The organism is Acetobacter tropicalis (assembly GCF_030644465.1).
GTDB lineage: Bacteria > Pseudomonadota > Alphaproteobacteria > Acetobacterales > Acetobacteraceae > Acetobacter > Acetobacter tropicalis.
In genome coordinates, this window is record NZ_JAUYUW010000001.1 from 2,490,991 (window position 1) to 2,514,722 (window position 23,732).

Here is a 23,732-nt window from a genome sequence, read left to right on the forward strand (position 1 = left end):
GAAAGAATGTGTGATATGGATCATGCAAGGTTGAGATTTTCCCGCGAAGAATATGCTGCGCGTCTTGAGAAGACACGTCAGGAAATGAGCCGACGCAATGTCGATCTTCTGATCGTAAGTGATCCATCAAACATGGCATGGCTGACGGGATACGATGGATGGTCATTCTACGTTTATCAATGCGTCATTGTTCCCTTGTCGGGAGAGCCAATCTGGTTCGGTCGGGAACAGGATGCCAATGGTGCGCGCAGAACAGCGTGGATCAGTGAAGAGAATATCCTTGGTTATCCTGATATCTATGTTCAGTCACCAGAACGCCATCCAATGACTTATCTGGCAGCCAAGATCTCGGAACGGGGGTGGCAGGCTGCTACTATTGGCGTGGAGATGGATAATTATTGGTTTTCTGCTGCCGCTTATGCCGCGTTAATGAAGGGTCTGCCAAATGTCCGGTTTTTGGATATAACTAGTCTTGTCAACTGGCAGCGTGCGGTCAAAAGTCCGCAGGAAATTGTTTATATGCGGCGGGCAGGTAAGATCGTCGAGAATATTCATTCCAGAATCTATGAAAAAATAGAACCAGGAATGAGAAAATGTGATCTGGTTGCAGAGATTTATGATGCAGGGCTTCGTGGCACAGCGGAGTTTGGTGGAGACTACCCAGCAATTGTTCCTTTGCTGCCATCTGGCACAGATGCGTCGGCTCCTCATCTTACATGGGATGACCGTCCTATGCTCAAGGGTGAGGGCACTTTTTTTGAAGTTGCCGGATGTTACCATCGGTATCACTGCCCGCTTTCCAGAACAGTCTTTCTTGGCAAGCCAACACAGGCTTTTCTTGATGCGGAAAAAGCAACTCTTGAGGGTATGGAAGAGGGGCTTCTGGCGGCAAAACCTGGAAATTTGTGTGAAGATATTGCCAATGCCTTTTTCGATGTCCTGAAAAAATACGGGATCAAAAAAGATAACCGGACAGGATATCCTATTGGTCTGTCCTACCCGCCAGATTGGGGTGAACGCACGATGAGTTTGCGGCCCGGAGACAAGACTGAATTGAAACCCGGAATGACGTTTCATTTCATGACTGGTTTATGGTTGGATACAATGGGTTTTGAAACAACCGAAAGTATTCTTATTACTGAGACAGGGTACGAGTGTTTGGCAAATGTGCCCCGCAAACTGTTTGTGAAGGACTGAGCGCCGCATCATGACGGATACACAGCTTGATTCCCCTATTGTCGCGACCGTTCCGTTTGATAAAGACGGTATTCATCATGGTTTCCTCCGCCTGCCTTACAGCCGTGATGATTCCGCCTGGGGATCAATCATGATTCCCCTAACGGTTGTGCGTAACGGGGAGGGGCCAACTGCTCTTTTGACCGGTGGTAATCATGGCGATGAATATGAAGGGCCTGTTGCGCTATTTGGGCTTGCGCAAGAACTTGATCCTTTAGATGTTTCTGGTTGTGTCATCATTGTCCCGGCAATGAATTATCCTGCCTTTCGTGCAGCCACACGTACCTCGCCTATTGATCGTGGGAACATGAACCGCATTTTTCCCGGCCGCCCGGATGGCACGGTGACAGAGAAAATTGCGGATTATTTTCAGCGCGTTCTATTGCCCATGTGTGATATTGTTCTGGACTTCCATTCTGGTGGTAAAACACTGGATTTTATTCCATTTGCGGCGGCACATGTTTTACCTGATCCTGTTCAGGAAGAGAAATGTTTCTCTGCTGTCAAGGCTTTTGGAGCTCCCTATTCATTAAAAATGGTCGAAATCGATTCACGCGGAATGTTCGATACAGCCATTGAAGAGATGGGAAAGGTATTTGTCACAACCGAACTTGGCGGTGGTGGCACGGTTTCAGCAAGAACAGCGGAAATTGCCCGGCAAGGCGTGAGGAATGTCCTGCGGCACGTGGGTATCCTTGCGGGTGACGTTGTGACGTCACCTACGCAGTGGTTGGACATGCCGGGAGATGAGAGTTTTGTTTTTGCAGAGCAGGACGGTCTTCTTGAAATGTGTGTTGATCTTGAAGCTTCTGTAAAAAAAGGTCAGACAATAGCGCGCATTCATACAATTGATAGAACTGGTGTCGCACCGACACGCATTCTTGCGCCCTGTGATGGTATTCTGATTGCTCGGCACTTTCCAGGCCTTATAAAAATGGGTGACTGTGTGGCATCTTTTGGCGTTGTAATAGAAGATTTATGATCATCATGGAGCAGATAGCCGCGTCACGTCCGATGATACAAATTTCAGACGTTTCAAAGGCGTTCAACGGTATATCGGTTCTTGATGGTTTGAACCTGGAAATTCCCATAGGCCAGAAAGTTGCTTTGCTTGGCCCTTCAGGGTCCGGAAAAACGACAATCCTGCGTCTTCTCATGACGCTGGAAACAATTGATGCAGGCCAGGTGCGGATTGAAGGTGTTCCGATGTATGAAGGAGCACCTGATACGCGACGCCTGCTTCCCGAAGGCCAGCTTCGTGCTGTCAGATCACGAATTGGAATGGTATTTCAACATTTCGGTCTTTTTCCGCATTTGAATGTTCTGAATAATATCGCACTTCCTCAGATCCTCAATGGCCAGGCAGGAAAAACTGAGGCAGAAAACCGAGCACACGAGCTTTTGCAAATGGTTGGATTAGGGGAAAAGGCCTACCTCCTTCCTGACCAGCTTTCTGGCGGCCAGAAGCAACGCGTTGCTATTGCACGGGCGCTGGCTCTTCAACCTGATATTCTGCTGTTTGATGAACCGACTTCAGCCCTTGATCCGCAGCGCGTTTCTGAGGTTCTAGATCTGCTTAACATGATTTGTCGGAAAACTGGCACCACCATGTTGCTTGTAACTCATGAAATGGAGTTTGCCCGGCAGTTTGCCGATCGTATCCTGTTTTTTGATCACGGTCAGATTGTCGAAGATGGCGCACCGGATGTGGTGTTCACCAATCCAAAGGATAATCGCACACGGGCCTTTCTGGGGCTCCCTGTCATAGATGTGTGATACGGAATATGATTTCTTTTTCAAAGAAAATAAAAAAATATAGTTTTATTTTAGGGATTTCTCTTTCATTTTTGTACTTTATCCATTCAGCAGATTGCCGAGCAAACGGTGAGAGCCGCCCAACGCGGCTGGAAAAATTGCAAAAACGTGGGTATGTACGAATTGGTCTGTCCAATGAACCTCCCTGGACAGTAATTGATGCAGACGGGCAGGTGGGTGGTGCTGGCCCAGACCTGACTCATGCTGTGTTTCAACGAATGGGGGTTTCAGAACTGCAGGGTGTGTTGTCAACTTTTGGCGGCCTGATTCCAGGGCTTCTGGCCGGACGAAGTGATGCAATCAGCTCAGGTTTGTTTATCCAACCCGGCCGGTGTCAAGCCGTTGCTTTCTCAGAACCGGACTTATGTGACCGAGAAGCATTTCTCATGAAAGAGGATATGCCTCTTGCACTAAAAACCTACCGTGATTTGGCGACAGACTCCTTGCTGCAAGTGGGCGTGCCCGCAGGAGGTACGGAGGAACGAGAGGCGTTGGCTGCGGGGGTTCCAGCGAGCCGCCTTGTTCCCGTTCCAGATGGTCCTAGTGGAATGATCATGCTTCTGGCAGGCCGCATACAGGTCTATTCCTTACCTGCATCTTCTGCACAGCATCTGGTTGATCTCTGGCGTGGACAAAAATTTTCTCTTGTGACGGTAAAAGACGCGCCGGTTATGTGTGCCGGAACAGCGTTCAGCCCGAATGCTGTTGACCTCAGGGATGCTTATGATCATGTGCTGGCAAAACTGAAGGCCGACGGGACGTATGACCGGATCTTGCGGGCGCACGGCTTTGATCCCTCTCTCGCGCGTGGTCATACGCGAGAGGAGTTTTGTAGGGGGAAACAGTCCTTATGACAGAACTCGTTTTATCTGATCTGCTCCGCTCTGTTCTGCGTGGGCTGGAAATTACGGTCATTCTGACAATTTCCGGTAGCATTCTCGCTTTTGTGTGCGCGTTCGTTTTTGGTTTGGGTCGTGTTTCGCGGTGGCGTTTCATTAGAGTTTTCAGCGTTTGCTATATTGAACTTTTCCGTGGCACGTCGGTGTTTGTTCAGGTTTTCTGGCTTTATTATGCTCTTCCGGCATTCGGGTTGTTACTCTCGCCTTTGCTTGCTGGCATCCTGGGGCTGGGTCTCAATGTTGGGGCATACGGGGCAGAAGTTGTTAGAAGCGCAGTGCAGGCGACTGGCCGAGATCAGTATGAAGCCTGCTGTGCGTTAAATTTCACCCGGTATCAGACATTCAGATATATTATTCTGCCTCAGGCTTTTCCCCGTATGTTGCCTGTGTTCGGCAATAATATGGTCGAGTTGATGAAAGCCAGCTCTATTGTCTCGTTAATATCGTTGTCAGATATTACTTTTCAGGCACAGCAGTTCCGTATCCGGACGGGGCAGACTTTTCTTCCATTTGCAGTGACGCTGATTGTTTATTTTATTCTCTATCTTGGCATTCTTTTCTTTATTCGTTCTGTAACGCGATTGGCTAACCCTCAAAAGGTGAAGGTATAATAATATGACGTGGGATAACCATTTTGCCGTCATGGTCTTCCCTTATCTGCTGAAAGGGTTGCAAGTTACTATCATAGCAACTCTCTGCTCATTCGCTTTGGCTGTGTGTCTGGGGCTGGCAATCGCCGTCCTTGAAAAAATAACCCGAGGGCCAATTTTTTTTCTGATCTCTGGTGTCACACATTTCATTCGTGGCACACCGCTTCTTGTTCAGCTTTTTTTTCTTTACTATCTTCTGCCGTACGCAAATATCACGCTTCCAGCGTTTGGTTGTGGAATTTTGGGTTTTGGTGTTCATTACGCAACATATCTGTCAAATGTTTATAAAAGCGGAATTGAAGCAATTCCCGTATTGCAATGGGAAGTGAGTAAAGCCTGCAATTTTTCGCCTTTCCAAACATGGCGATATGTTATTCTCCCTCAGGCTATCCGTCCTGTACTTCCCGTTCTGGGCAACTATTTCATTGCTCTGATCAAGGAAACACCGCTTTTGTCGTCAATTTCTGTTATGGAAATGATGGGAGAAGCCAGTTTGTTTGGCGATATGCACTATCGCTACCTTGAACCCATTACTATGGTCGGAGTGCTGTTTCTAGCTCTTGGTATGGTTGCCAGAGGTTGCGTTGGAAGTATGACGAGGATTCTCGGTGTGCTGCGTGAAAAAGACGATCATTCTGCGTCTTCTCTCAAGGGGCCTTATGAAAATTCTAAAATGGACCCGTCTGAGAATCTTATCTCGTAAAACGTAACAGAATAGAAATTAATTAACGCAAATAAATCCATTTTTTCAGAAATAATGGAGATTCACTGTATTTTATTATTTGACGAACATGACCTGCTATCATTTATTTGCCCAGATGTCCTGTTGGAAGAGCGGTTGTGTATTTGATCTGGCTCAGGGCGAAGCTTGAGCGTATATTGGAGACAACAGGAATTTTTGTTAGGAAATCCAGAATCAATTCCTGAAATTTCACCAGGTCTTCAACAACAATACGCAGCATATAATCAGACTCTCCGGACATAAGATAACATTCCATGACTTCGGGTCTGGTTTTTACGGCCTTGTTGAAAATCTCAAGAGAGTGTTTGTCCTGATGTGTTAAAGACACGTGGACGAAGACATTCACTGCCAAGCCAAGTGCTAGTGGATTCACAATGGCGACCGATCGCTGAATTACGCCCTGATTTTTCATCTCATTGACACGGCGCCAGCAGGGAGAGGCTGAAATTCCTGCTGCCATAGCAAGATCGTTATTGCTGATTTCACAATTTTCCTGAAGCACATTCAGAATGCGTATGCTGGTGGTATCCAGCGTAAAAGATGTTTCAGGCAAGATGTTCCCCTAAATTAGAGCATCAAGGTTATTATTACCAGATTATTCACCAACAACACAAAAGATAAGTCAGATTTTCCAACAAGCCTCCTTTAATATTTCGGCACATGATGCTGCAAGGTTTTTTTGCTTTGTGGTCCACGAAATTTCAAAAAAATGGACTTTCTTGAGTGTCGTCCTCAATAGTACAGCCAGTAAGAATTTCGGCAACAAATGAGACCAACTTCTGGTTGGGTGTTATGGTTGTGCTCTGGGGATTAAGTTGGCCTGCTATGAAAATCGCTGTTGGGCTAATGGATCCGCTGTGGATGGCAACACTCCGTTTTGCGACGGCAGGATTCTGCCTGTTTCTGTTTCTGGGGTGGCGACGTGAACTCAAACTGCCCAAGCGCGGTGACTGGGCCATTCTGGCAAGTATAGGCGGCCTGCAAATGATGGCTTTCACAGCGCTTGGTGTAACAGCAATGCAGTATACAGATGCGAGTCACGCGGCACTTCTTGCTTACACAACGCCTTTATGGGGCTTGCTGGCTGGTTGGTTGCTTTTTGGGGACAGACCAACTTCAACACAGTTAATTGCACTATGTGTCGGGCTTTGTGGCATTGGTTTGATCTGTTCGCCGCTAGAGATGGATTGGAATCGTCCTGGCGCAGTGTTGGGGGCCGCTATGTTGCTTCTGGCGGCGGTAGGTTGGGCGTTGGTGATCCTGCATGTAAAGCGGCACCAGTGGGTTTCCCGTCCTATTGATCTGGCCCCTTGGCAGATGCTGTTTGCAACTGTCAGCCTGACCGCGATGTCCTTGGCTATTGTGGGTTTGCCCCATGTTAAAAGCTGGACGCCCGAACTGTGGGGACTGCTGCTGTTTATTGGACCGGTTGCAACCTCACTCTGTTTCGTAATTTCAGCGGAATATGGACGTCGTGTTTCAACGTTTACCATGTCCAATGTGACATTGGGTGTTCCGGTTCTTGGTGTTCTTGCTTCAGCGGTATTCCTTCATGAACGCATTACCGCTTTGCTGGCAATTGGACTGGCGCTGATTGTTGGTAGCGTTATTTTCGCGACATGGGCAGGAGGAAGAGCGCGGAAGAGTGTTGATGAATGATGATGGAGTATCTTTTACTCTCGGTAACTTTACGTGTTTAGCAAATTCTTTCGTAATGTCGTGACGGTGTTATGTGCTGCTCAGTTTAGCAGGAACATGTAGAGATGTTCCTGCTAAAAAAGTTTGCTTCTTATTCAGATAGATTGATCTGCTTTTAATACGGCTTCCAGCAATATGTTGCCCTTGGAGGGTTCTAGGGCCAATCCATATTCATGATTTCCAAATGGCCTGATTGCTGATTGACAGATCTCCGTGCTGATGTGTGGAGCGGACGATGGGGATCAAGCAATACGAACTGAGCGCAGCTCAATGCGAGCAGATCAGGGTTCTGTGCCCGGGAAAGTGAGTGATCCTGGGCGGACGGGATTATATAATCGTCTGTTTTTAAAAGGATGCTTATGGGTCTTGAGATCAAGCGCGTATTGGTTCGATCTGCCTGAACGCTATGGAAACTGGAAGACGCTCCATCGGCGTTTCAGTCGCTTGTGTCATGCCGGCGTGTGGGAGCGGGTATTTACCGCGCTGGCCGCCGATCGCGACAAAGCGTATATGATGATCGACAGTGCCATCGTCCGCGCCCACCCGCACGCGACGAAAGGAAAAGGCGGGGCGCAAAATCAGGCGCTGGGGCGTTCCCGAGGTGGATTGGCCACCAAGATCCACACGCTGGCCGACTCCCAGGGGCGACTGTTACGGTTCATTATCACCAGCGGTCAGCTTCATGATGCCACCCAGGCATCTGCATTGCTCGAAGGTCAGACTGCGGGCGCGCTCATCGCCGATAAGGCCTACGACTGCGATTGTTTTGAATTGCCCCGGGATTTGTGGAGACGTTTTTTATCTGATTTCATCGGCTAATGCATGTGATTTCTGTTGCCCATAAAAACGTGCTTCAGCTTCTGCTGGCGGGATGTTTCCAATGGAGGACAGGAGCCGCCAATTATTGAACCAGTCGACCCATTTAAGCGTTGCCAGCTCAACAGCGTCCCTGTTTTTCCATGGCCCCTGCCGATAGATCCGTTCGGTTTTGTAGAGCCCGTTAATGGTCTCCGCGAGAGCGTTATCATAGGAATCTCCAACGCTTCCGACTGAGGCAACGAGACCTGTGTTACCGACCAGATGAAACTGAACTGTGGAGATTATCCGGGATTAGTCGGGATGGGCCGGGATATAATGGGATTTCTGCCCGGTAAACTGCCAAAAAATTTGGCTTCAACTGGCTGCGGTTCTGTTACCCTGTCAGCCAGTTGAAATTGGACTCCCGCCTATTTCATAAACAGTTCAGCCATATAAAATGGAACTGTAGCGAGTAGTGGGGCCGAACCTTTTAAAAGTCTTCTAAGAGCCTCTTAAAGCGTTGATGTCATTATCATGGCTACACGACCCACAATGCACATGCTGTCAGCTCCGTCAGGCTGCCCCCATCTTACGGAAGCCATAGAGACTTCCTCAGGTGGGTAGTTCTTGTTGTCACTAGAGACGAGGATCGTGCCATCGGTTCTCGCTGATAGGCGCTTAACGAATACAGCACCGTGCATCACGAAAACATAAATACCAAACAGCTGATCAGTTCTTCTGGTATCTATTACCATAGCATCGCCACTATTAATGGTCGGAGACATGCTGTCTCCAACAGCATGCATTACTATAGTATCTTTGGCTACACACTTAGCCATCTCTAATACGGCTCTAAATATTGGCATATAAATTGGCTTTTCTTGATCACAGTCAAGTCTACCAAAACCGGCAGAGGCGTCTATATCAAAATATCTGACATTCAGTGTGCTTTGGTCAGGAATAATTTCGACGTTAGAGAAATCTGATGAAGCCGTCTCCAAAGCAGATGGACCAGCCCCTTCAGCCAACCATGACAGTGAAACACCGCAGGCTCTAGCGATTGCTATCATCGCCCCCGCCTTCATCTCACGGCCAGCAATATAGCGATTTAGAGTGCCAAGAGGAATTCCGGATTTGGAAGCGACGAGTGCATTTCCGCCAGCCTCCTGCACGGCATGACGCAGCCTCTCTGATCTGGCTTTTATCTGCGGATCTACATCTTCCTGACCGAAACCGTACTTTCTAGGCTCTCTTTCCACGGTATTTTCGATTTCCTTTGTCATGACAAAGAGAATCCCGATATCGAAACTTGTCCGTAAAAAACTGGAACCGAAATGCCTTTATGAATTGACATACGGTTATTCATAGTGCAATGCTCCGGGGTAATGACACGGGGGAAAGCCCCGTGTTGTTGGACAAAAAAGAGAGTCGGTGGGGGCCGACTCAGTCAGAGGAGAATGCCATTATGGCACGAAAGCCGTGCGGAATGCACGTTGAGGATATTAAATCCGAGATTAGAAAGCGGTTTGGTTCCCTCTCTGGGGTATCCAAACAGATCGGATTGGCCAGAAACGGCATTAGCAACATTCTTTCCCAGCCTGGTTATTCCATTTCTGGAGAAAAGAAGGTGGCTAAGCTTCTTGGGCGTGAGCCATATGAAATCTGGCCAGATCGGTATCATGCTGACGGCACTCCTGTGTCTCGGGTTGTTGATCGGCAACCTACCAGCACGGTCCCTGCTGATCTCCGTCAAAACGGAGTGGCAGCATGAACGTCAAAAAAGTCAAACTGGCCGACATTGATCCGCGCATTGATGGGCGTATCCGCCCTGTGGATGAAAGCCATGCAGAAATCATTGCCCAAGCGTTTGAGGAGCATGGTCAGGAAACGGCTATCGTGGTCCGTTACGGCAGCGGTGCTGAGGGTGCGCCCAAGTATATTCTGGTCTCTGGGGCGCATCGTCTGCGGGCTGCTGAGATTGCCAAATGGGATAGCATTGATGCTTCCATCACGAAGCTGAATGCGGATGAGGCTCGGCTACAGGAAATTGACGAAAACCTCATCCGCCAGGAACTGGACGTCCTGTCTCGGGCTCGTTGTTTGTACGAGCGCAAGGAACTCTACCTTAAACTGCACCCTGAAACCAAGCTTGGTGTGAACCAGCATTCAGGAATTGCAACGGTTGCAAACCCTGCTCCGCGTTTCGCCCTGGACGCAGCTGCCCGTATGGGCGTGAGTGAACGCACCGTGCATGCCTATGTCTCCCTCTACAAAAACCTGCAGCCGGAAACGGTAAAGATACTGCAGAAAACGACGCTGGCAGATGATCGGCAGGAATTGATCTACATTGGTTCCATTGCGGAGCCAGTGCTTCAGGTTTCCACAGTCAAAGAAGCGATTTTCAAGGGTAAAAAGCCTTCTGAACTAAAGGAAGAGCCTGTTCGCCTTTCGGGCGATGCGCTTTGGCTGAGCCTGGGGAAAAAAGAAGCCTCCCGTGTCATGAAGATGGAAGTCCCGGCGCGCCGTGTGTTCCTTGATGAACTTGCAAAGGCCGGTGTGATCCGTCCTGAGCAGATCGTGGAGGCAGCATGAGCGGGGTGAGAATAAATGAACGCGATCTAGCTGCTGAGATCGGGAAAATCATACGACGTGAACGGCTGAAGCGGCAATGGACCGTTGAGCGGCTTGTTGTCGAAAGTGAACGCGATCGGAACACGATCATGCGCATTGAGAGTGGTGCAATTTGCTCCCGCCTTCCCGTCCTGATGGATCTGTTGTGGGCACTGGATTGTGAGCAGGATGTGTTTCTAGAAATTGTAGCTGCGGATGCTGCGCTGCGCATGCCGCATGTAGTGGCGGAGGCAGCATGAGCAAAACAGACACGCGCCAGCTTTCTTTGCTGGATTGGGAGCCCCCTGTGATCATCACCGGGTATGACCCGATGCAGGTTCGGGGCAATTCGTTCGGCTTCCGCCTTAGCCGTGCCATTTCCGTGACGCTGGAAGAGTGCGGAAAACCGCGTGGCGACGTGGCGGAGCGCATGTCCGATATTCTGGGCCGGACTGTTACTATGAACATGTTAAACGCCTATGCGTCTGGCCAGAGGGAAGATCATCAGATCAGCGTTCCTCGCTTTGATGCCCTGATTGGGGCAACCCAAGACAGGCGACTGCTGGAATTTCTGGCAGAGGGGCGAGGATGGGCTGTGATTGATCGTGGATATCTGCCGATGATCGAAATGGCGGCAGTTGCTGAGCAGCGCAAAAAGTTAGCGCGCATTGAGAGTGGACTACGGCGTCAGATTGGAGGCCGGTTCTGATGGACAAAGATCATGCTTACGCGTGAATGGGCAACGCTGCCTGAAATGGCGACGCTTGGGCTGCCTGGAATACCAGACGAACGGGCTCTTCAGATCAGAGCGCAGAAGAACCAGTGGAACAGACCGGAATGGCGCAACAAGGTGTGGCGCAAGCGGAACGTTGCCGGGGGCGGAATTGAATATTCTTTTCGGGTTCTTGATCGCGCTGCGCAGCTCGTGTGGATGCACAAGTTTCTCGAAATCAGCGAAGGAGATGAAAAGTCATCCGTGTCTGATGATGATCATCGCTATGATGCGGAATGGAAAGCATATGAGGAAGCAACTGAGAAGGCAAAATCCAAGGCTCTAAAGGTGCTCGTCTATCTCGATCGGATCAATCGTCTGGTGGCCGCTGGCCTTACAAATGAGGAGGCCATTCACGAGGTCCGTATGGATGCTTGTCTGTCTCGCACGACAATACAGAATTGGCGGCGACGGGTTAAGAATGTGCCCAGAAACCATTGGCTGCCAATGTTGGTTGATCAACACAAGGGAAACAAAAAGAAGCGTGCAGCGTGCGATGAACAGGCGCTGGACGCGTTCAAATCCCTATGGCTGCGCCCGGAAAAGCCTACATTTGAAAAGTGCTATCGTGATCTGGTGAAAATGGCAGAAGAACACGGCTGGGTTATTCCGAGCATCAACACGCTGAAGCGGCGCGTGAAAGAGTTGCCGCAAATGGTGGTGACTATGGCACGTGCCGGGAAAGATGCCGCCAAGCAGATGATCCCTGCTCAGGAACGTGACCGGACTGCACTGCATGCTTTGCAGGCGGTCAATGCAGACGGCCATAAATGGGATATCTTTGTCCTGTGGCCTGACGGGACTGTTGCGCGTCCGATCATGGCGGCATGGCAGGATCTGTATTCCAATATGATCTTGTCCTGGCGTATCGACCGATCTGAAAACACTGACCTGATCCAGCTTGCTTTTGGCGACATGGTGGAAAAATGGGGCATCCCGGAAGCCGCCTATCTGGATAACGGGCGGGCATTTGCCTCCAAGCGCCTGACAGGCGGTAGCAAGACGCGCTTCCGCTTCAAAGTGAAGGAGAATGAGGTCAACGGGGTGATGACCATTCTGGGCGTTAAAACCCACTGGACCACACCTTATTCCGGGCAGTCGAAACCGATTGAACGATCTTTCCGGGACCTCGAGGAAAACATTGCAAAGGATGTCCGGTTTTCGGGGGCGTATGTGGGTAACAACCCACTAGCCAAACCCGAGAACTATGGCAGCAAGGCGATCCCTCTTGATGAATTCTTAAAGGTCATTTCAGAGGGGATTAAGGAGCACAACAATCGCACAGGCCGGAACACATTGGTCTGCGGTGGAAAGAAGAGCTTCTACCAGGCTTTTTCCGAAAGCATGGCAATTCATGCTCCCAGAAAGGCGACTTCTGCCCAACGGCATCTGTGGCTGAAGGCTGCGGAAAACGTGACGACAAACAAGAAGGACGGCTCTATCCGCTTTATGCGGAACCGCTATTTTGCGGACTTTCTGCATGAGCATCTGGGGCAGCCTGTTGTAGTCCGTTATGACCCGCAGGATCTGCATGCCGATCTGCATGTTTACGACGCCAAGGGATCGTTCCTTGGGAATGCGCCAATTATCGAGCGGACAGGCTTTACGGATACAGAAGCTGCGACGACCACTGCGCGTAGCAAACGCCAGATCCTGCGGGCACGTAAACAGATACTGGATGCGGAACGCACCATGACGCCGCAGCAACTGGCGGACATGATGCCAGCAATCCCTGACGACGAAGAGGACAGTATTGAAAGCAAGGTTGTCAGGCCGTTCCGGCCCGGGCCGATCACCCATGGCAATGCAGCTGTGGCGCTTGATCCTGCTTATCTGGAGGAACACGACGATGAAGAGGTCTCCACAGTAGTAAAACTTCGCCAGTTTATGCGCGAACAGAACTGAATACTTTCTAAAAGGCCAGTAAATTATGTCTGAAACAGAAAATGGCATCGCCCATCTGGGCGATGAACGGGCGAACTCGGTCTCTGAAACGCTGCGGACACGGGTCCGGGCGCAGATGGAGACAGATGCTCTTTCTATCCGTGCTGCCTCAGATCAGTCTGGAGTTGGTTATTCCACTCTTTCTGCCTGGTTGAATGGAACTTACACAGGAAACCACAAGCAGCAGGAAGAAAAAATAGAGAAATGGCTGAATAGTTGCCGGACAAGCACGCACGTCCGCAAGGCTATGCCACAGGAACCGGGGTTTCTTGAAACGCCATCATCCCAGATCTGGCTGAGTGTGTTTGAATATGCTCAAGCCGGCCCAGATATCGGGCTGATCACTGGCAATGCCGGTGTCGGTAAAACGATGTCGGCTGAAAAATACCAGAAAGAAACACCCAACGTCTGGTTAATGACGGCGGACAGTTCCATGCGCTCTCCTACAGCTATCTTGCGGGAACTGACGGAATTGCTTGACGCCAATGAAAAGAGGGGGCCGCGTATGATGGCATCTGTCATTCAGCGTGTGCGCGGAACGCGTGGGCTGATCATTGTGGATGAAGCGCAGAACCTCACCACGGAAGCAATTGACTTGCTGCGAACCATATTTGACCGAGGCCGTATTGGTCTGGTGTTTATGGGGAACGAGCCCTTGAAAGGCAGGATTGAAGGCATGGGTCGCCAGAGCTCCCATGCGCAGATATTCAGCCGTGTTGGTATGCGGAAAAACCGGCTTAATCCGCTCGTAAAGGATGTGCTTCAGGTGCTCGACGCATGGGGCATTACTGATAGTAATCTGCGCAAAATGGGCCGCTGGATTGCCATGCAGGCTGGTGGGTTGCGGACGCTAAACAAGACACTGCGATACGCATTCATGCTGGTTGGATCGGATAACCGGGAGGAATTGGCAGAGGCCGACCTCAAAGCATCATGGAAAGAACTTACCGGCACCGAACTGCCAACTTTTGCAGGGCGGGAGTAATCGGCCATGGCTAAGAAGCAAAATGATCAGGCACCTGCCCACTCTGAAGACGAGATTTCAGAACTGTTTAACCAGGTCACTGACGTGGTTGCCGTTCAGGTGCAGATGGGGCCGGAAAGCAGGCAGCTTATCAGAGACTTTCTGATTGGGTTGGATGAAAACCTTACTGTGGCAGACGTGAAGTCTGCCCTGGAGGCGGACTGGTCATGATCATCCAGATTACTCCCGGTATGAAAACCATCATCTGGCTCGCCCACAAATATGGGGCGGTGAAACTGCGGTCACGTTCCGTACGGTTGACCTGGGAACCCGGTGAAGGGTGCGCTCTGATTGATACAACCACATACCAGACTGACACTATGCAAAAGCGCGGCTTTATCGTGCTTCAGGATGGTTCTGACGACACATTTATCCTTACGGAATTAGGGAGGGTTAAGGCGACAGCAATGTGGTTTGAGCCCCCACGCTTGCAAGAATGTCGGCGTAAATCTGGGTTGTTCTGGATCAGTGACGAGCAAATGCAGTGGCTAAAACCGTGGCTGCCCACCCGTTTTCACCATCTGCGAAATGATGACCGTAAACTTCTCAGCGGGATTGTTCATGCCTTGCGCGAAAATCTCAGCTTCCGTCAGGTTTCCGGCGAAAAATATGGGGCTGAGTTGGCATTGCACGGTCGCTGGGCACAATGGTGCATTTCTGGGACGATGGATGCTGTCCTGGGGCATTTGTTTGAGCGTGACGGCGAGAATATTCGGCTGGTTGTGACGACAGAGATGCTGCTGCGGCACCGGAAAGGCTCCGGTGCAATAGCCAGAGGTGAATTGCCGACCTTCTCCCCACTTCCTGACTTGGAGGCAGCTTGATGTCTATTCTTGAAATGCCGAACCCTTCTGAGGTGCTGCGGGCCGTTGTTGAGGGCAGCGTCTATAGCCAGCCTGACCGTTTCACGCCGCTGTTGCATGATATCCGGTCTCTGTTGCGCTCTCTTGGTGGAGACGTGACGGCAGGCAGTTTGGCGCACACGGTTCGCCAAGGCGTCTATTTCCTGCGCACGGCCCATCAACGGCGTGATCTGATGGCGGAGTTTTTTGAAAGCTACCCCCAAGCAATGACCGCGACCGAAATCCTTAAAACCATGGAGAATGTGTGATGCACGCAGCGACAGAAATCATTGCGACAGCCCGATCTCTTCGCGAAACAGCGCGCCTGTCTCGGGCTAGTGGGCCGTCTAGCCCAACAGACAACGCCTCCATGTGCGACTGGATGGAGCAGCAGGCGTCACGCCTGGAAGGTGCGCTAACACTGCTTGATGGGGTTGGGCATTCGTTCGGGCCGACCATCATTGATGCGGAATACACAGAGATACGGGCATGAGTGCCCGTATTGCAAAAGATGAGCTGATGACGGCGTGGGTGCATGGATCGGGGCGAATTGAATTTCGCCCTGGTGTTGGGTTTCCTGACGGCATGCTTCCGCTGTGCTGCGGCACACGAGACGCAATCCGCACAGCACTGAAAGCGCGCGCCTGGAACGGCCAGTATTACGCCGTGCCAGGGATAACGGACCGGCTTAGCGACCAGCAGGCATACGAGTGTCTGGAAAAACTGCGTGTCAGCCAGACGGGTATCTCGCCAGAGCTGATTTCCTATTACTCCGCAATGAACAGGAGAGACGTATGAGCGGCATCACCATGACCGTTGATGTTTCTGCTGCCCTGTCCGCACTGCGGGCTGGATTGCTCAAATTTATGACCAAAGACCAGCCGTTAGCAAAAGACGCAGCGAAACAGCTGAAAGATAAAGCCGGTCGTCTTAACCTTCGCATCCAGAACTCAGGGAAGCAGCCTGATCTTGGTGCTTTGGCAGACGATGCAGAGGATTTGACCATTCTGGCTCTGTATCTCGCACTGATGCTGCGGGGATACCAGAACGCGCAACATCAAGAAATGCAGGCTGCCAGCGCAGCCACGAAACACTGAGGAAATATCATGGGAATTAACCGCGAAGGTATGGTGAAGACGTGCAGTGGTGAGTGGCCGCGCGCAAAAGTTTCCGCCACCACGTTGCTGGCGAATGACTTTGCTATTGAGCTTGTTCAGGATGCCAAGGCCCTGCATGAACTGATGGCTGAGCAGAAAGCCAGAATGTATGAGAAGGCCGAAAGATATGAGCAGGAACTTCTTGCTCTGTATCGTACCAAGCGCCGGGGAAATTCACGCGGGCAATTCTCCGCAACGAGCATGGATGATTGCTTCCGTGTGGATCTGTCGGTTGCCGATTTCCGCCGTGTCACGTCTGATCTGATTGCGGCCCAGGCATTGATGGGTGAAGTTCTGGATGACCTGATGGATGGGGTTAATCCTGACATCAGACTGCTGCTGGAGGCAGCTTTCGTGCCGGACGAAAAGACCGGGCGTGTCAATGTGGACCGATTGCAGCAGGTGCGGAAAGTCCGGCTGTCTCACCCACGTTGGGAAGATGTACTGGATGCTGTGGCTGCAAGCATTGAGGTGACAAGCAGCAAGTCCTACCTACGATTTTACTGGCGCAAGCACCACAAAGATGACTGGCAGCAGATTGCTCTTCAGTTTTCCAAAATACAGGTTCCGGGAGTGGTGGCATGACCGTGAAGTTTGACGCCACGGATGCGGAAGCGGCAGCGGTCCGCAAGATTGCAAAACGGTATGCGCATTTGGCTCGCACCTATGGAGACACGAGGAAGTATAGAGCCATAAAACTGCACGCCACCATGGATCTTCTGGCAGTCAACGCGAATGGATGCCCGCTTGATTTCATGCGCATGCAGGACGCTGACGATTTTAATCTGTTGCACGACGTGTGCGGCATAGATCGGCACCTTGATCGTGATAGCGGCAAGCTGCTGGATTGCTTTGTGCCACGCTTTGCGAAGCAGGAGATGGTGGCATGAAACAGAAACGCACATCACGCCGTCCTGTGCGGCACGACAGCAACCGTGAGGGCATGGTCCGCAAGCTGCATGTCGGGCGGAAGCAGCTTGGGCTTGAGGATGCTGATTACCGGGCGCTTTTGCAGCGGGTAACCGGAAAGACGTCCTCAACGCAATGCAGTGAGGGAGAGCTAGACCTCGTGCTGAAGGAAATGAAGCGGATCGGGTTCAAGACCTCACGCCCCAGCGGGAAGCCGTGGGTTCGCAAGGTCTATGCGCTATGGGACGAAATGGGGCCGTTACTCCGCACGGGTGGAACACGTGAGGCACTCCGGGCCTACGTGCTGCGCATGACCAAAGTCAGTGCTCCGGAGTTTTTGGATGAACGCACGGCCTGCAAGGTCATTGAGGGGCTGAAGGCGTGGCAGAAGCGACTGGAGGATGGTCGTGTCTGATCAGAAACTCCATGAGCGGCTACGCAAACTGTTGGCTCTATCCAAGTCATCGAACCCTGCTGAGGCTGCGCTGGCGCTGGAAAAGGCGCAGCAGCTGATGGCAGAACTTGGCCTGGATGCTGATGACCTTGAATTGCTGGATATCGAAAGCGAGGATGTGGATGCTTTGCTGAGCACATCTACTGTGCTGCCGCTCTATGTCGCGGGCCTTATCCGCATGGTGACTGACACGATGGGCGTGGACGTTGTTTATACGCCGCGGCTGGGAAGGCTGCATTTCATTGGTAATAAGGCCAAGGCGGAGATTGCCGGATATGCCTACGGTGTCCTTGCCCGGCAACTGCGAAAAGAACGCCAAACCTTCCTCAAAGGACAGTCAAAGCGGTTGAAACGATCAACACGCATTGGCAGGGCAGACCAATATGCAGAAGGTTGGGTTACGGCAGCCAGAAAGAAAGTCTCTGCACTGGCAATTCCAGAAAAGGAGAAAGCCCTCATTGAGGTCTGGAAAGAAAAAAACATGGGTGATCTGGATACGTGCAAGCACCGCAAGGCTAAGGCTGTGAGAGGAAAGGATGACGCATGGCTTAATGGATGGCGGGATGGACAAGAATCCCGTCTGGATCATGGTGTGTCGGGATCTGGGGCCGCTACGGCTTTAGGTCATACCAGGCGGATAGGTGCCGCATGACGAATGGTCAGTCCGCGATACTGTCTAAGTTTAAATTGGGCAGCATTCTGATAAGTCCGATGAGCCAAGTTGATAAGAAAGTTGCCTTGGGTATCCATAGGTTTCGCACCAAGAAACAGGCTGAAAAGTATCTTGAGAAAATACTTGATGCGGCGCTTCGAGACGCATGGAGAGCTGGCGCAGAACATAAACATGACGGTTTTTCTGGTCCGGCATACATTCAGGGATCATATGGTTGGAGAATTGAGAAGGTGATTGAAGAAATTACCCGCCTTGAGATTAATGACAGGCTCAAAAAGCCACGACCTAAAATCTGATTGATGCATTGTGAGGGAGCCGAAAGGCTCCCTTTTTTTATGCGCTGGATACTCGGGACGAAAAACGGTAGAGTGTAAAAGCAGTGTGGCGCTAATCTGATTTTAAGCGCCTCTGAAAAGGCTTTTAAAACACTCCAAAACTGAAAGGCGTCTCTGGTGCAACCCCCATTATCAATCGCGTGGCTTGTTGATGCCGTGGGGGAAGATGCCGCACTGGAGTTTATTGACGGCAATGCGGGCCGTCGCCTTAAAATACCCCGGACCGCAGATGGCAGCCAGTTGGTGGAACTGTATGGCATGGCGTTGGCGCAGGCGTTGGTAGACAGAAATTATGGGAACGACGACTATCAGGTTCCCTTGGTGCGTGGCTGGCGTGCGCATATGTTGGCAAAACGCGGCTGCTGCAATAATGAGATTGCAACACGTCTTGGCACGTCGTGGCGCAATGTGCAGAAGCTGCTGAAGCAGGCTCCGGTTGATCGGTCCAGGCGTGACCGTCATCCTGCTGGGCAACTGGATATTTTCAGCCTGTAAGATGATGGGGGGGCGAACGTTTCCGCCCTGCTTTGATCAGGTGATGGCCCCTAGTGTTGGGGCATGCGAAACAACCTCTCAAAATCGCTGGATTTCACGATGGCTGCCGAAGGGGGCTATCAGTGCAACCGCTCGGACGATGGCAACTGGAGCGGTGGCCGCGTGGGGCGCGGTAATCTGGCTGGCACGAAATACGGCATTTCCGCAGCGCTGATGGCGCTTGTGATGGGTTCGGTCGCCTCTGTGACAGCAACCATCATGCGGCGCGTCACCATTGGTCAGGCGCGCTCTATCGCCACCGAGCGGTTCTGGCAGGTAATGCGCTGCGGCGATCTGCCAGCCGGTGTGGACGTGATGTTGTTTGATTTCGGGTTTAATTCCGGCGCTGAGCGGGCTGTTAAACACCTGCAGACTGTCACGGGTGTTGCGCATGTTGATGGCATTATGGGGCCGGATACACTGTTTGCGGTCGAGAATGCTGCGCTCCATCGCATCGCTCCCTTTATCTCCCGTGATTATGCCGAGCAGTTACAGGCGTGGCTGGGTGTCTCCCCTGACGGGCATATCGGTCCCCTGACCTTGCGGGCCGCTGCAGAGCAGCAGGCTCACGATGTGATGTTGGTCTATGCGCTGGCCTCCCAACAGGAGGCTGCATACCGCAGTTTCAAGCAATTTTCCGTTTTTGGTGATGGTTGGCTGATCCGGCTGGAGGCGCGTGTTGCTATTGCGCACCAGTTTCTGGCCGCGCGTGATGCGCCCGCTGCCGTCGCCTGAAATCAAGTGGACAAGCTTGTCCACTTGATCCGAACAGGCCGGGCGGGCGCGTCTGGTTTGCAATCTGATTGGCGCAGACGCAGCGCTGCATGGGTTTGCAAACGATGCAAACCCTTACGGAAGCACAAGCATGAAACTCGCAAGTTTTCTGCCGTCTCTGTTCGGTCTGCTGGGGAACGTTGGCTCCGCAGCACTGGGCGACAAGATGGCCGCTTACAACACAGCAGCCCAGACTGCGGTCAAAGCCGCTGTGACCAAGGTCGATGATGGTGTTGATCACCTTCAGACCGCGTTCAAAAGCTGGGAAGCCAACAATCCTGTTGCCCAGGAAGCCATTGACGGGACCGTTGGTCTGCTGCGCGATCTGGGTATTGCCGTGCCCAAGGAGGACGTTGTGGTGACACACGTCAAGGCGGCCATTGCTGATCTTGCCGGTATTTTTGTACCTGTGACCAGCACGGCTGCTGTCCCTGCCGCGTCTACCGACACACAGGCAGGCTAAACGGATGACCTGGGAGACCTTGCTGCATGCATTGACTGTAATCGGTGGTTTAGGCGGCGCTGCAGCACTGGTTCTTCTGGGTCGCCACCGCGCCCTGGCAGAAAGCCATAACAAGCTGGCTGCTTCCTGCAACAGCCTGACAGCGCGTGTTGTGGTTCTTGAGGCCACTCTCCCCGAGGTCCGGGAGCAATCCATGATGCTGTCCCAAGTCAAGCACACGCTCGACCTGGTGCAGCGTGATGGGAAGAATAACAACGAACTGCTGCACACGATCATTCGTGGGCATCTGGGTGACAAATCATGAAAAATCGTAAGAAGCGCAGTCTTTTTAAGGCTAGAAAGAGCGGTCCTTTCAAGAAAGTTTCGCGTGGTCATTCTGCATATATGCAGGAGCAGATGCTGCTGCGTGCCATGGCCCGTGGTGGTCGCATGTTGAAGGGTGTGCGGTCATGAGCCCTGCAACTGAGATTGCTGCCGACCGGCGGCGGAAGGTTCTGGACGCGCTGGCGCAGATGCGCGATGGCCTGCTTGGTGAAGATCTGATCCTGCGCGTTGTGTGCGATATGGGGCGTGATACGGACCGGACCATTCTGCGTGCAGACCTAGAGTTTTTGCAGCAGCATGGTTGCGTCCGCATCGAAAAGCTTGAAAAGGCCGGCGGAGAATTGTGGCTTGTGAAGCTGACTGATGATGGCTTGCTGGCAGCGCAGGGACATCTGCGCGTTAGTGGTGTTGCGCGTCGGACGGTAGGCTGAGTTATGGCGCGCCCTTCCCACATCATGCGCCTTCCTCCGAACGTGCGGGAAGGCATTACCCGGCTGCGTGAAGCTGGCCAGACGATTGATGAAATTCTCGAATGGCTGATTGAAAAGGGCTTTGTCGATATCAGTCGGTCGTCCGTTGGGCGGCATATCAAACGGGAAGACCAGGTGATGGAGCGGCTACGCCGTTCCAAGGTAATGGCCGATGCTGTTGTGCGGAGTGACGTTGATGCTCCCCCAGACAAACTGGCACGCCTGAACCATAGCCTGATGCACACGGCCATTTTTGATCTGCTGAGTGCGCTGGATGGCGATGATGACGCCATGAAGGAGCTGTTCAAAAATCCCAAGACGATTGAGCAGATTTCACGCGCCCTTTCCAGTCTGTCCAGTAGCGCCAAGACGGATATCGAATACCGGAAGCAGGTTCGGGAGGAAGTTGAGCGCGAAGTTCAGGCGAAGATGCGCAAAGAGACTGAAGAAAAGCTTGGTGACGCTATGAAAAAGCAGGGTCTGAGCAAGGACGTTGCGACTCAGATCAGGCAGAAAGTTTTGGGTATTTCATGAGCCAGAATACGGAAGATCAGGAAAAATGGCCTCTGCTGCCATACCAGCGTGAGGCAAACGAGATGATCATGCGTCACGATGTGACGGTGATTGAGAAATCGCGCCGGATTGGTCTGTCCTGGGGAATCAGTTGGCTGGCGGCTTATGTGGCCTCCTGCGCCCGAGATGCGGGCGGCATGGATGTGTTTTACATGGGCTTTGAAAAGGATATGACCCGCCAGTTTGTCTCTGACACGGCGGATCATGCCAAAATTCTGGAAATTCCGGTTTCAGAACTTGGTGAGACACTCTTCATAGACCCGGAAAACCCTGACAAGGATCTGAAGATTTTCCGGCTTGATTTCGCATCAGGCTATGAAGTTCTGGGGCTGCCCTCTGTTGCCCGCGCGTTTCGATCCAAGCAGGGCCTCGTGATTATCGATGAGGCAGCCTTTATTGATGATCTGGCTGCCGTGCTGAAGGCGGCTTTTGCGTTGCTGATCTGGGGTGGCCGCATTGTGATTGTTTCCAGTCACAATGGCGATGCCAATCCCTTTAACGAACTGGTCACGGAGATCCGTGCTGGGAAGCATCCTGATTACGGTCTGATGCGCATTACCTTTGATGATGCATTGGCGCAGGGTCTGTATAAAACCATCTGCGCCCGGCAGAAAAAGGACTGGTCACAAGCGGCGGAAGCCGAATGGCGGGAGAAAATCATCCGCCAGTATGGCGACGGTGCTGATGAAGAGTTGTTCTGCATTCCGTCTCCCACGACAGGAGCTTATCTGCCTCTGTCTCTGATTGAAGCGCGGCAGACGCCTGAGGCGAAAGTTATCCGGTATTCCTGCAAAGCAGAGTTTGCGCTTTTGCCTCAATATGTGCGCGAAGCTGAAGTCGAGATGTTTTGCGAGGAAGAACTCAAGCCGCTTCTGAACGGGCTTGATGTCCGTGTGCCCCACGCGCTGGGCGAAGATTTTGGGCGCAGTGGCGATCTGACAGTGTTGTGGATACTGGCTATTATGGAAAGCCTGAAGCGGACGACGCCTTTTGTGGTGGAGCTGCGGAATGTGCCGTTCGAGCAGCAGCGGCAGATCCTGTTTTACATTATTGACCGCCTGCCACGTTTCCGCGCCGCCAAGATGGATGCGAGGGGCAATGGTCAGTATCTGGCCGAAGTGGCGGTGCAGAAATATGGCAGCCGGGTTGAGGCGGTCATGCTGTCCGAAGGATGGTATCGGGATAATATGCCACCCCTTAAAGCAGCCTTTGAGGATGGCACGCTTGATATTCCTGCCGACCGGGACATTCAGGATGATCTGCGGGCTTTGAAAATTGTGCGTGGGGTGGCGCGTATTCCTGATGCACGCACCACCGACAAATCTGGAAAGCGCCATGGAGATGCTGCTGTAGCCCTGGCAATGGCGAATGCCGCCAGTCGGGCAGACGTCATGGAGTATGGCTTTACAGCCGTGCCTAATCCCCTGCGCGCGAACACTGATCCGAATGTCAGCGGTGAATGGCCCATTGAGCGTGAATTGATGATGGAGCGGTCTGGCATGCGCGATGCATCCGGCCTGCGTGGGAGTGTGCGGTTATGACCGACGTGCAGTGGATCTGTCTGACCATTCTGGTTGCGTTTATTTTTGCTGGGTCCGCCTGGATTATTTGGGCGGTGTGGCAGGCCAGCCAGAAGAAACAGACCGACGCGGACAGTGATGAAGAAAAGCAGGAAGATGATCTGGTTGTTGCTGTCACCCAGAGGATGGCCCAGGCACAGGCGGATGGCCCGGCTGATGATGCGGCGCTGCAGGCGCGCCTGAAGGCAGGCACGTTGTGATGCTCATGCCCCGATCCATGCGCTTTCTGATGTTCCTGACAGCGCTTGCCCTGGCTGCGCCACTGCTGAGTGGATGCGAGAGTGTGCGCTATAAGACCGTCTGCCCAACGCTGGTGACGTATTCTTTGGATGACCAGACCCAGCTGGCACAGGAACTGGTTGCTGCACCATCCGCCACCATGACGCATCGTGTCGTGCGGGATTACGTTGGGCTGCGCGATCAGGTGCGTGCTTGCCAGGCAGACGGAAAATAATC

At 52.0% G+C, this 23,732-nt stretch carries 37 protein-coding genes and 1 pseudogene; 35 read left to right on the forward strand and 3 right to left on the reverse strand.

Features of this window, described 5'->3' with window-relative positions; translation table 11 throughout:
• Nucleotides 1-15 precede the first annotated feature (15 nt).
• Genes doeA through ehuD form a run of 6 tightly spaced genes read left to right on the forward strand, consistent with a single transcriptional unit; the run spans nucleotide 16 to nucleotide 5,303 of the window.
• Nucleotides 16-1,197 (forward strand): ectoine hydrolase DoeA, encoded by a 1,182-nt coding sequence (gene doeA, locus QWU00_RS11285; RefSeq protein WP_035380573.1) that lies wholly within the window; start codon nucleotides 16-18, stop codon nucleotides 1,195-1,197.
• 10 nt (nucleotides 1,198-1,207) lie between these two features.
• Nucleotides 1,208-2,218 (forward strand): N(2)-acetyl-L-2,4-diaminobutanoate deacetylase DoeB, encoded by a 1,011-nt coding sequence (gene doeB, locus QWU00_RS11290; protein WP_035380555.1) that lies wholly within the window; start codon nucleotides 1,208-1,210, stop codon nucleotides 2,216-2,218.
• A gap of 5 nt (nucleotides 2,219-2,223) precedes the next feature.
• On the forward strand, nucleotides 2,224-3,012 hold the full coding sequence (locus QWU00_RS11295; protein WP_035380572.1) for an amino acid ABC transporter ATP-binding protein: 789 nt from the start codon (nucleotides 2,224-2,226) through the stop codon (nucleotides 3,010-3,012).
• 8 nt (nucleotides 3,013-3,020) lie between these two features.
• Nucleotides 3,021-3,905 carry an ectoine/hydroxyectoine ABC transporter substrate-binding protein EhuB gene (ehuB, locus tag QWU00_RS11300; RefSeq protein ID WP_052051385.1) on the forward strand — a complete coding sequence of 295 codons (885 nt, stop codon included), beginning with the start codon at nucleotides 3,021-3,023 and terminating at the stop codon, nucleotides 3,903-3,905.
• Nucleotides 3,902-4,561, forward strand: coding sequence for an ectoine/hydroxyectoine ABC transporter permease subunit EhuC (gene ehuC / locus QWU00_RS11305; RefSeq protein WP_035380554.1), 660 nt, complete (start codon nucleotides 3,902-3,904; stop codon nucleotides 4,559-4,561). Before ehuB ends, ehuC begins: the two co-directional genes overlap by 4 nt.
• 4 nt (nucleotides 4,562-4,565) lie before the next feature.
• Nucleotides 4,566-5,303: an ectoine/hydroxyectoine ABC transporter permease subunit EhuD gene (ehuD, locus tag QWU00_RS11310; RefSeq protein ID WP_035380553.1), complete on the forward strand. Its 738-nt coding sequence runs from the start codon at nucleotides 4,566-4,568 to the stop codon at nucleotides 5,301-5,303.
• 103 nt (nucleotides 5,304-5,406) lie between these two features.
• Here ehuD and QWU00_RS11315 read toward each other — a convergent pair whose 3' ends face one another.
• Nucleotides 5,407-5,895, reverse strand: coding sequence for an Lrp/AsnC family transcriptional regulator (locus QWU00_RS11315; protein WP_035380549.1), 489 nt, complete (start codon nucleotides 5,893-5,895; stop codon nucleotides 5,407-5,409).
• 170 nt (nucleotides 5,896-6,065) lie between these two features.
• Between QWU00_RS11315 and QWU00_RS11320 the strand changes: the two genes are divergently transcribed.
• On the forward strand, nucleotides 6,066-7,001 hold the full coding sequence (locus tag QWU00_RS11320) for a DMT family transporter (protein WP_331280071.1): 936 nt from the start codon (nucleotides 6,066-6,068) through the stop codon (nucleotides 6,999-7,001).
• A 309-nt stretch (nucleotides 7,002-7,310) separates the two neighbouring features.
• Nucleotides 7,311-7,859: an IS5 family transposase gene (locus QWU00_RS11325; protein WP_166443833.1), complete on the forward strand. Its 549-nt coding sequence runs from the start codon at nucleotides 7,311-7,313 to the stop codon at nucleotides 7,857-7,859.
• Here the strand turns inward: QWU00_RS11325 and QWU00_RS11330 are convergent.
• Together QWU00_RS11330 and QWU00_RS11335 are read right to left on the reverse strand one after the other, a co-directional pair.
• A pseudogene (locus QWU00_RS11330) lies at nucleotides 7,839-8,105 on the reverse strand (integrase core domain-containing protein); the annotation flags it as partial. The gene QWU00_RS11325 and the pseudogene QWU00_RS11330 sit on opposite strands and share 21 nt — an antisense overlap.
• Before the next feature lie 245 nt (nucleotides 8,106-8,350).
• Entirely contained in the window at nucleotides 8,351-9,121 is a 771-nt protein-coding gene (locus tag QWU00_RS11335) for a LexA family transcriptional regulator (RefSeq protein WP_052051275.1), read from the reverse strand.
• A gap of 203 nt (nucleotides 9,122-9,324) precedes the next feature.
• Between QWU00_RS11335 and QWU00_RS11340 the strand changes: the two genes are divergently transcribed.
• The 27 genes from QWU00_RS11340 to QWU00_RS11470 all read left to right on the forward strand — a co-directional run bounded on the left by QWU00_RS11340 (nucleotide 9,325) and on the right by QWU00_RS11470 (nucleotide 23,730).
• Nucleotides 9,325-9,609, forward strand: coding sequence for a helix-turn-helix domain-containing protein (locus QWU00_RS11340; RefSeq protein ID WP_166443787.1), 285 nt, complete (start codon nucleotides 9,325-9,327; stop codon nucleotides 9,607-9,609).
• Nucleotides 9,606-10,430: a ParB N-terminal domain-containing protein gene (locus QWU00_RS11345; protein WP_035379183.1), complete on the forward strand. Its 825-nt coding sequence runs from the start codon at nucleotides 9,606-9,608 to the stop codon at nucleotides 10,428-10,430. The genes QWU00_RS11340 and QWU00_RS11345 overlap by 4 nt, the downstream gene beginning before the upstream one ends.
• Nucleotides 10,427-10,708, forward strand: coding sequence for a helix-turn-helix domain-containing protein (locus QWU00_RS11350; RefSeq protein ID WP_035379181.1), 282 nt, complete (start codon nucleotides 10,427-10,429; stop codon nucleotides 10,706-10,708). Before QWU00_RS11345 ends, QWU00_RS11350 begins: the two co-directional genes overlap by 4 nt.
• The gene (locus QWU00_RS11355; protein WP_035379179.1) at nucleotides 10,705-11,157 is read left to right on the forward strand and encodes a hypothetical protein; all 453 of its coding nucleotides are present in this window, start codon (nucleotides 10,705-10,707) and stop codon (nucleotides 11,155-11,157) included. Before QWU00_RS11350 ends, QWU00_RS11355 begins: the two co-directional genes overlap by 4 nt.
• A 12-nt stretch (nucleotides 11,158-11,169) precedes the next feature.
• A complete protein-coding gene (locus tag QWU00_RS11360) occupies nucleotides 11,170-13,125 on the forward strand; it encodes a transposase domain-containing protein (protein ID WP_081939008.1) in 1,956 nt (651 codons plus the stop codon).
• Nucleotides 13,126-13,150: 25 nt separating this feature from the next.
• Entirely contained in the window at nucleotides 13,151-14,149 is a 999-nt protein-coding gene (locus QWU00_RS11365) for an AAA family ATPase (RefSeq protein ID WP_035379176.1), read from the forward strand.
• Nucleotides 14,150-14,155: 6 nt separating this feature from the next.
• Nucleotides 14,156-14,359: a hypothetical protein gene (locus tag QWU00_RS11370; protein WP_035379174.1), complete on the forward strand. Its 204-nt coding sequence runs from the start codon at nucleotides 14,156-14,158 to the stop codon at nucleotides 14,357-14,359.
• 20 nt (nucleotides 14,360-14,379) lie between these two features.
• Nucleotides 14,380-15,012 carry a hypothetical protein gene (locus QWU00_RS11375; RefSeq protein ID WP_304651041.1) on the forward strand — a complete coding sequence of 211 codons (633 nt, stop codon included), beginning with the start codon at nucleotides 14,380-14,382 and terminating at the stop codon, nucleotides 15,010-15,012.
• The gene (locus tag QWU00_RS11380) at nucleotides 15,012-15,299 is read left to right on the forward strand and encodes a hypothetical protein (RefSeq protein WP_035379172.1); all 288 of its coding nucleotides are present in this window, start codon (nucleotides 15,012-15,014) and stop codon (nucleotides 15,297-15,299) included. The genes QWU00_RS11375 and QWU00_RS11380 overlap by 1 nt, the downstream gene beginning before the upstream one ends.
• Nucleotides 15,299-15,523 carry a hypothetical protein gene (locus QWU00_RS11385; protein ID WP_035379170.1) on the forward strand — a complete coding sequence of 75 codons (225 nt, stop codon included), beginning with the start codon at nucleotides 15,299-15,301 and terminating at the stop codon, nucleotides 15,521-15,523. Before QWU00_RS11380 ends, QWU00_RS11385 begins: the two co-directional genes overlap by 1 nt.
• Nucleotides 15,520-15,828: a hypothetical protein gene (locus tag QWU00_RS11390; RefSeq protein ID WP_035379168.1), complete on the forward strand. Its 309-nt coding sequence runs from the start codon at nucleotides 15,520-15,522 to the stop codon at nucleotides 15,826-15,828. The genes QWU00_RS11385 and QWU00_RS11390 overlap by 4 nt, the downstream gene beginning before the upstream one ends.
• A complete protein-coding gene (locus QWU00_RS11395) occupies nucleotides 15,825-16,127 on the forward strand; it encodes a hypothetical protein (protein ID WP_035379166.1) in 303 nt (100 codons plus the stop codon). The genes QWU00_RS11390 and QWU00_RS11395 overlap by 4 nt, the downstream gene beginning before the upstream one ends.
• A gap of 9 nt (nucleotides 16,128-16,136) precedes the next feature.
• Nucleotides 16,137-16,772, forward strand: a complete 636-nt coding sequence (locus tag QWU00_RS11400) for a DUF3164 family protein (RefSeq protein ID WP_035379164.1) — start codon at nucleotides 16,137-16,139, stop codon at nucleotides 16,770-16,772.
• Nucleotides 16,769-17,077: a DUF6874 family protein gene (locus QWU00_RS11405; RefSeq protein WP_035379162.1), complete on the forward strand. Its 309-nt coding sequence runs from the start codon at nucleotides 16,769-16,771 to the stop codon at nucleotides 17,075-17,077. Before QWU00_RS11400 ends, QWU00_RS11405 begins: the two co-directional genes overlap by 4 nt.
• A complete protein-coding gene (locus QWU00_RS11410) occupies nucleotides 17,074-17,511 on the forward strand; it encodes a gp16 family protein (RefSeq protein WP_035379160.1) in 438 nt (145 codons plus the stop codon). Before QWU00_RS11405 ends, QWU00_RS11410 begins: the two co-directional genes overlap by 4 nt.
• The gene (locus tag QWU00_RS11415) at nucleotides 17,504-18,202 is read left to right on the forward strand and encodes a DUF7168 domain-containing protein (RefSeq protein ID WP_166443784.1); all 699 of its coding nucleotides are present in this window, start codon (nucleotides 17,504-17,506) and stop codon (nucleotides 18,200-18,202) included. Before QWU00_RS11410 ends, QWU00_RS11415 begins: the two co-directional genes overlap by 8 nt.
• Entirely contained in the window at nucleotides 18,199-18,519 is a 321-nt protein-coding gene (locus QWU00_RS11420) for a hypothetical protein (RefSeq protein WP_035379158.1), read from the forward strand. The genes QWU00_RS11415 and QWU00_RS11420 overlap by 4 nt, the downstream gene beginning before the upstream one ends.
• A gap of 156 nt (nucleotides 18,520-18,675) precedes the next feature.
• Nucleotides 18,676-19,053 carry a hypothetical protein gene (locus QWU00_RS11425; RefSeq protein ID WP_052051272.1) on the forward strand — a complete coding sequence of 126 codons (378 nt, stop codon included), beginning with the start codon at nucleotides 18,676-18,678 and terminating at the stop codon, nucleotides 19,051-19,053.
• A gap of 99 nt (nucleotides 19,054-19,152) precedes the next feature.
• A complete protein-coding gene (locus QWU00_RS11430; protein ID WP_052051271.1) occupies nucleotides 19,153-19,827 on the forward strand; it encodes a glycosyl hydrolase 108 family protein in 675 nt (224 codons plus the stop codon).
• 130 nt (nucleotides 19,828-19,957) lie between these two features.
• Nucleotides 19,958-20,329, forward strand: a complete 372-nt coding sequence (locus tag QWU00_RS11435; protein WP_035379152.1) for a hypothetical protein — start codon at nucleotides 19,958-19,960, stop codon at nucleotides 20,327-20,329.
• 4 nt (nucleotides 20,330-20,333) lie between these two features.
• On the forward strand, nucleotides 20,334-20,633 hold the full coding sequence (locus QWU00_RS11440) for a hypothetical protein (protein WP_035379150.1): 300 nt from the start codon (nucleotides 20,334-20,336) through the stop codon (nucleotides 20,631-20,633).
• Nucleotides 20,630-20,782: a hypothetical protein gene (locus QWU00_RS11445; protein ID WP_304651042.1), complete on the forward strand. Its 153-nt coding sequence runs from the start codon at nucleotides 20,630-20,632 to the stop codon at nucleotides 20,780-20,782. The genes QWU00_RS11440 and QWU00_RS11445 overlap by 4 nt, the downstream gene beginning before the upstream one ends.
• Nucleotides 20,779-21,084: a hypothetical protein gene (locus QWU00_RS11450; protein WP_035379149.1), complete on the forward strand. Its 306-nt coding sequence runs from the start codon at nucleotides 20,779-20,781 to the stop codon at nucleotides 21,082-21,084. The genes QWU00_RS11445 and QWU00_RS11450 overlap by 4 nt, the downstream gene beginning before the upstream one ends.
• Before the next feature lie 3 nt (nucleotides 21,085-21,087).
• Complete coding sequence (locus QWU00_RS11455; protein WP_035379147.1) at nucleotides 21,088-21,657, forward strand: DUF3486 family protein; 570 nt, start codon at nucleotides 21,088-21,090, stop codon at nucleotides 21,655-21,657.
• Nucleotides 21,654-23,237 carry a hypothetical protein gene (locus QWU00_RS11460; protein WP_231551640.1) on the forward strand — a complete coding sequence of 528 codons (1,584 nt, stop codon included), beginning with the start codon at nucleotides 21,654-21,656 and terminating at the stop codon, nucleotides 23,235-23,237. The genes QWU00_RS11455 and QWU00_RS11460 overlap by 4 nt, the downstream gene beginning before the upstream one ends.
• Nucleotides 23,234-23,476: a hypothetical protein gene (locus QWU00_RS11465; protein WP_035379145.1), complete on the forward strand. Its 243-nt coding sequence runs from the start codon at nucleotides 23,234-23,236 to the stop codon at nucleotides 23,474-23,476. Before QWU00_RS11460 ends, QWU00_RS11465 begins: the two co-directional genes overlap by 4 nt.
• Nucleotides 23,476-23,730, forward strand: coding sequence for a hypothetical protein (locus QWU00_RS11470; protein ID WP_052051270.1), 255 nt, complete (start codon nucleotides 23,476-23,478; stop codon nucleotides 23,728-23,730). Before QWU00_RS11465 ends, QWU00_RS11470 begins: the two co-directional genes overlap by 1 nt.
• The last annotated feature ends 2 nt before the right edge of the window (nucleotides 23,731-23,732 follow it).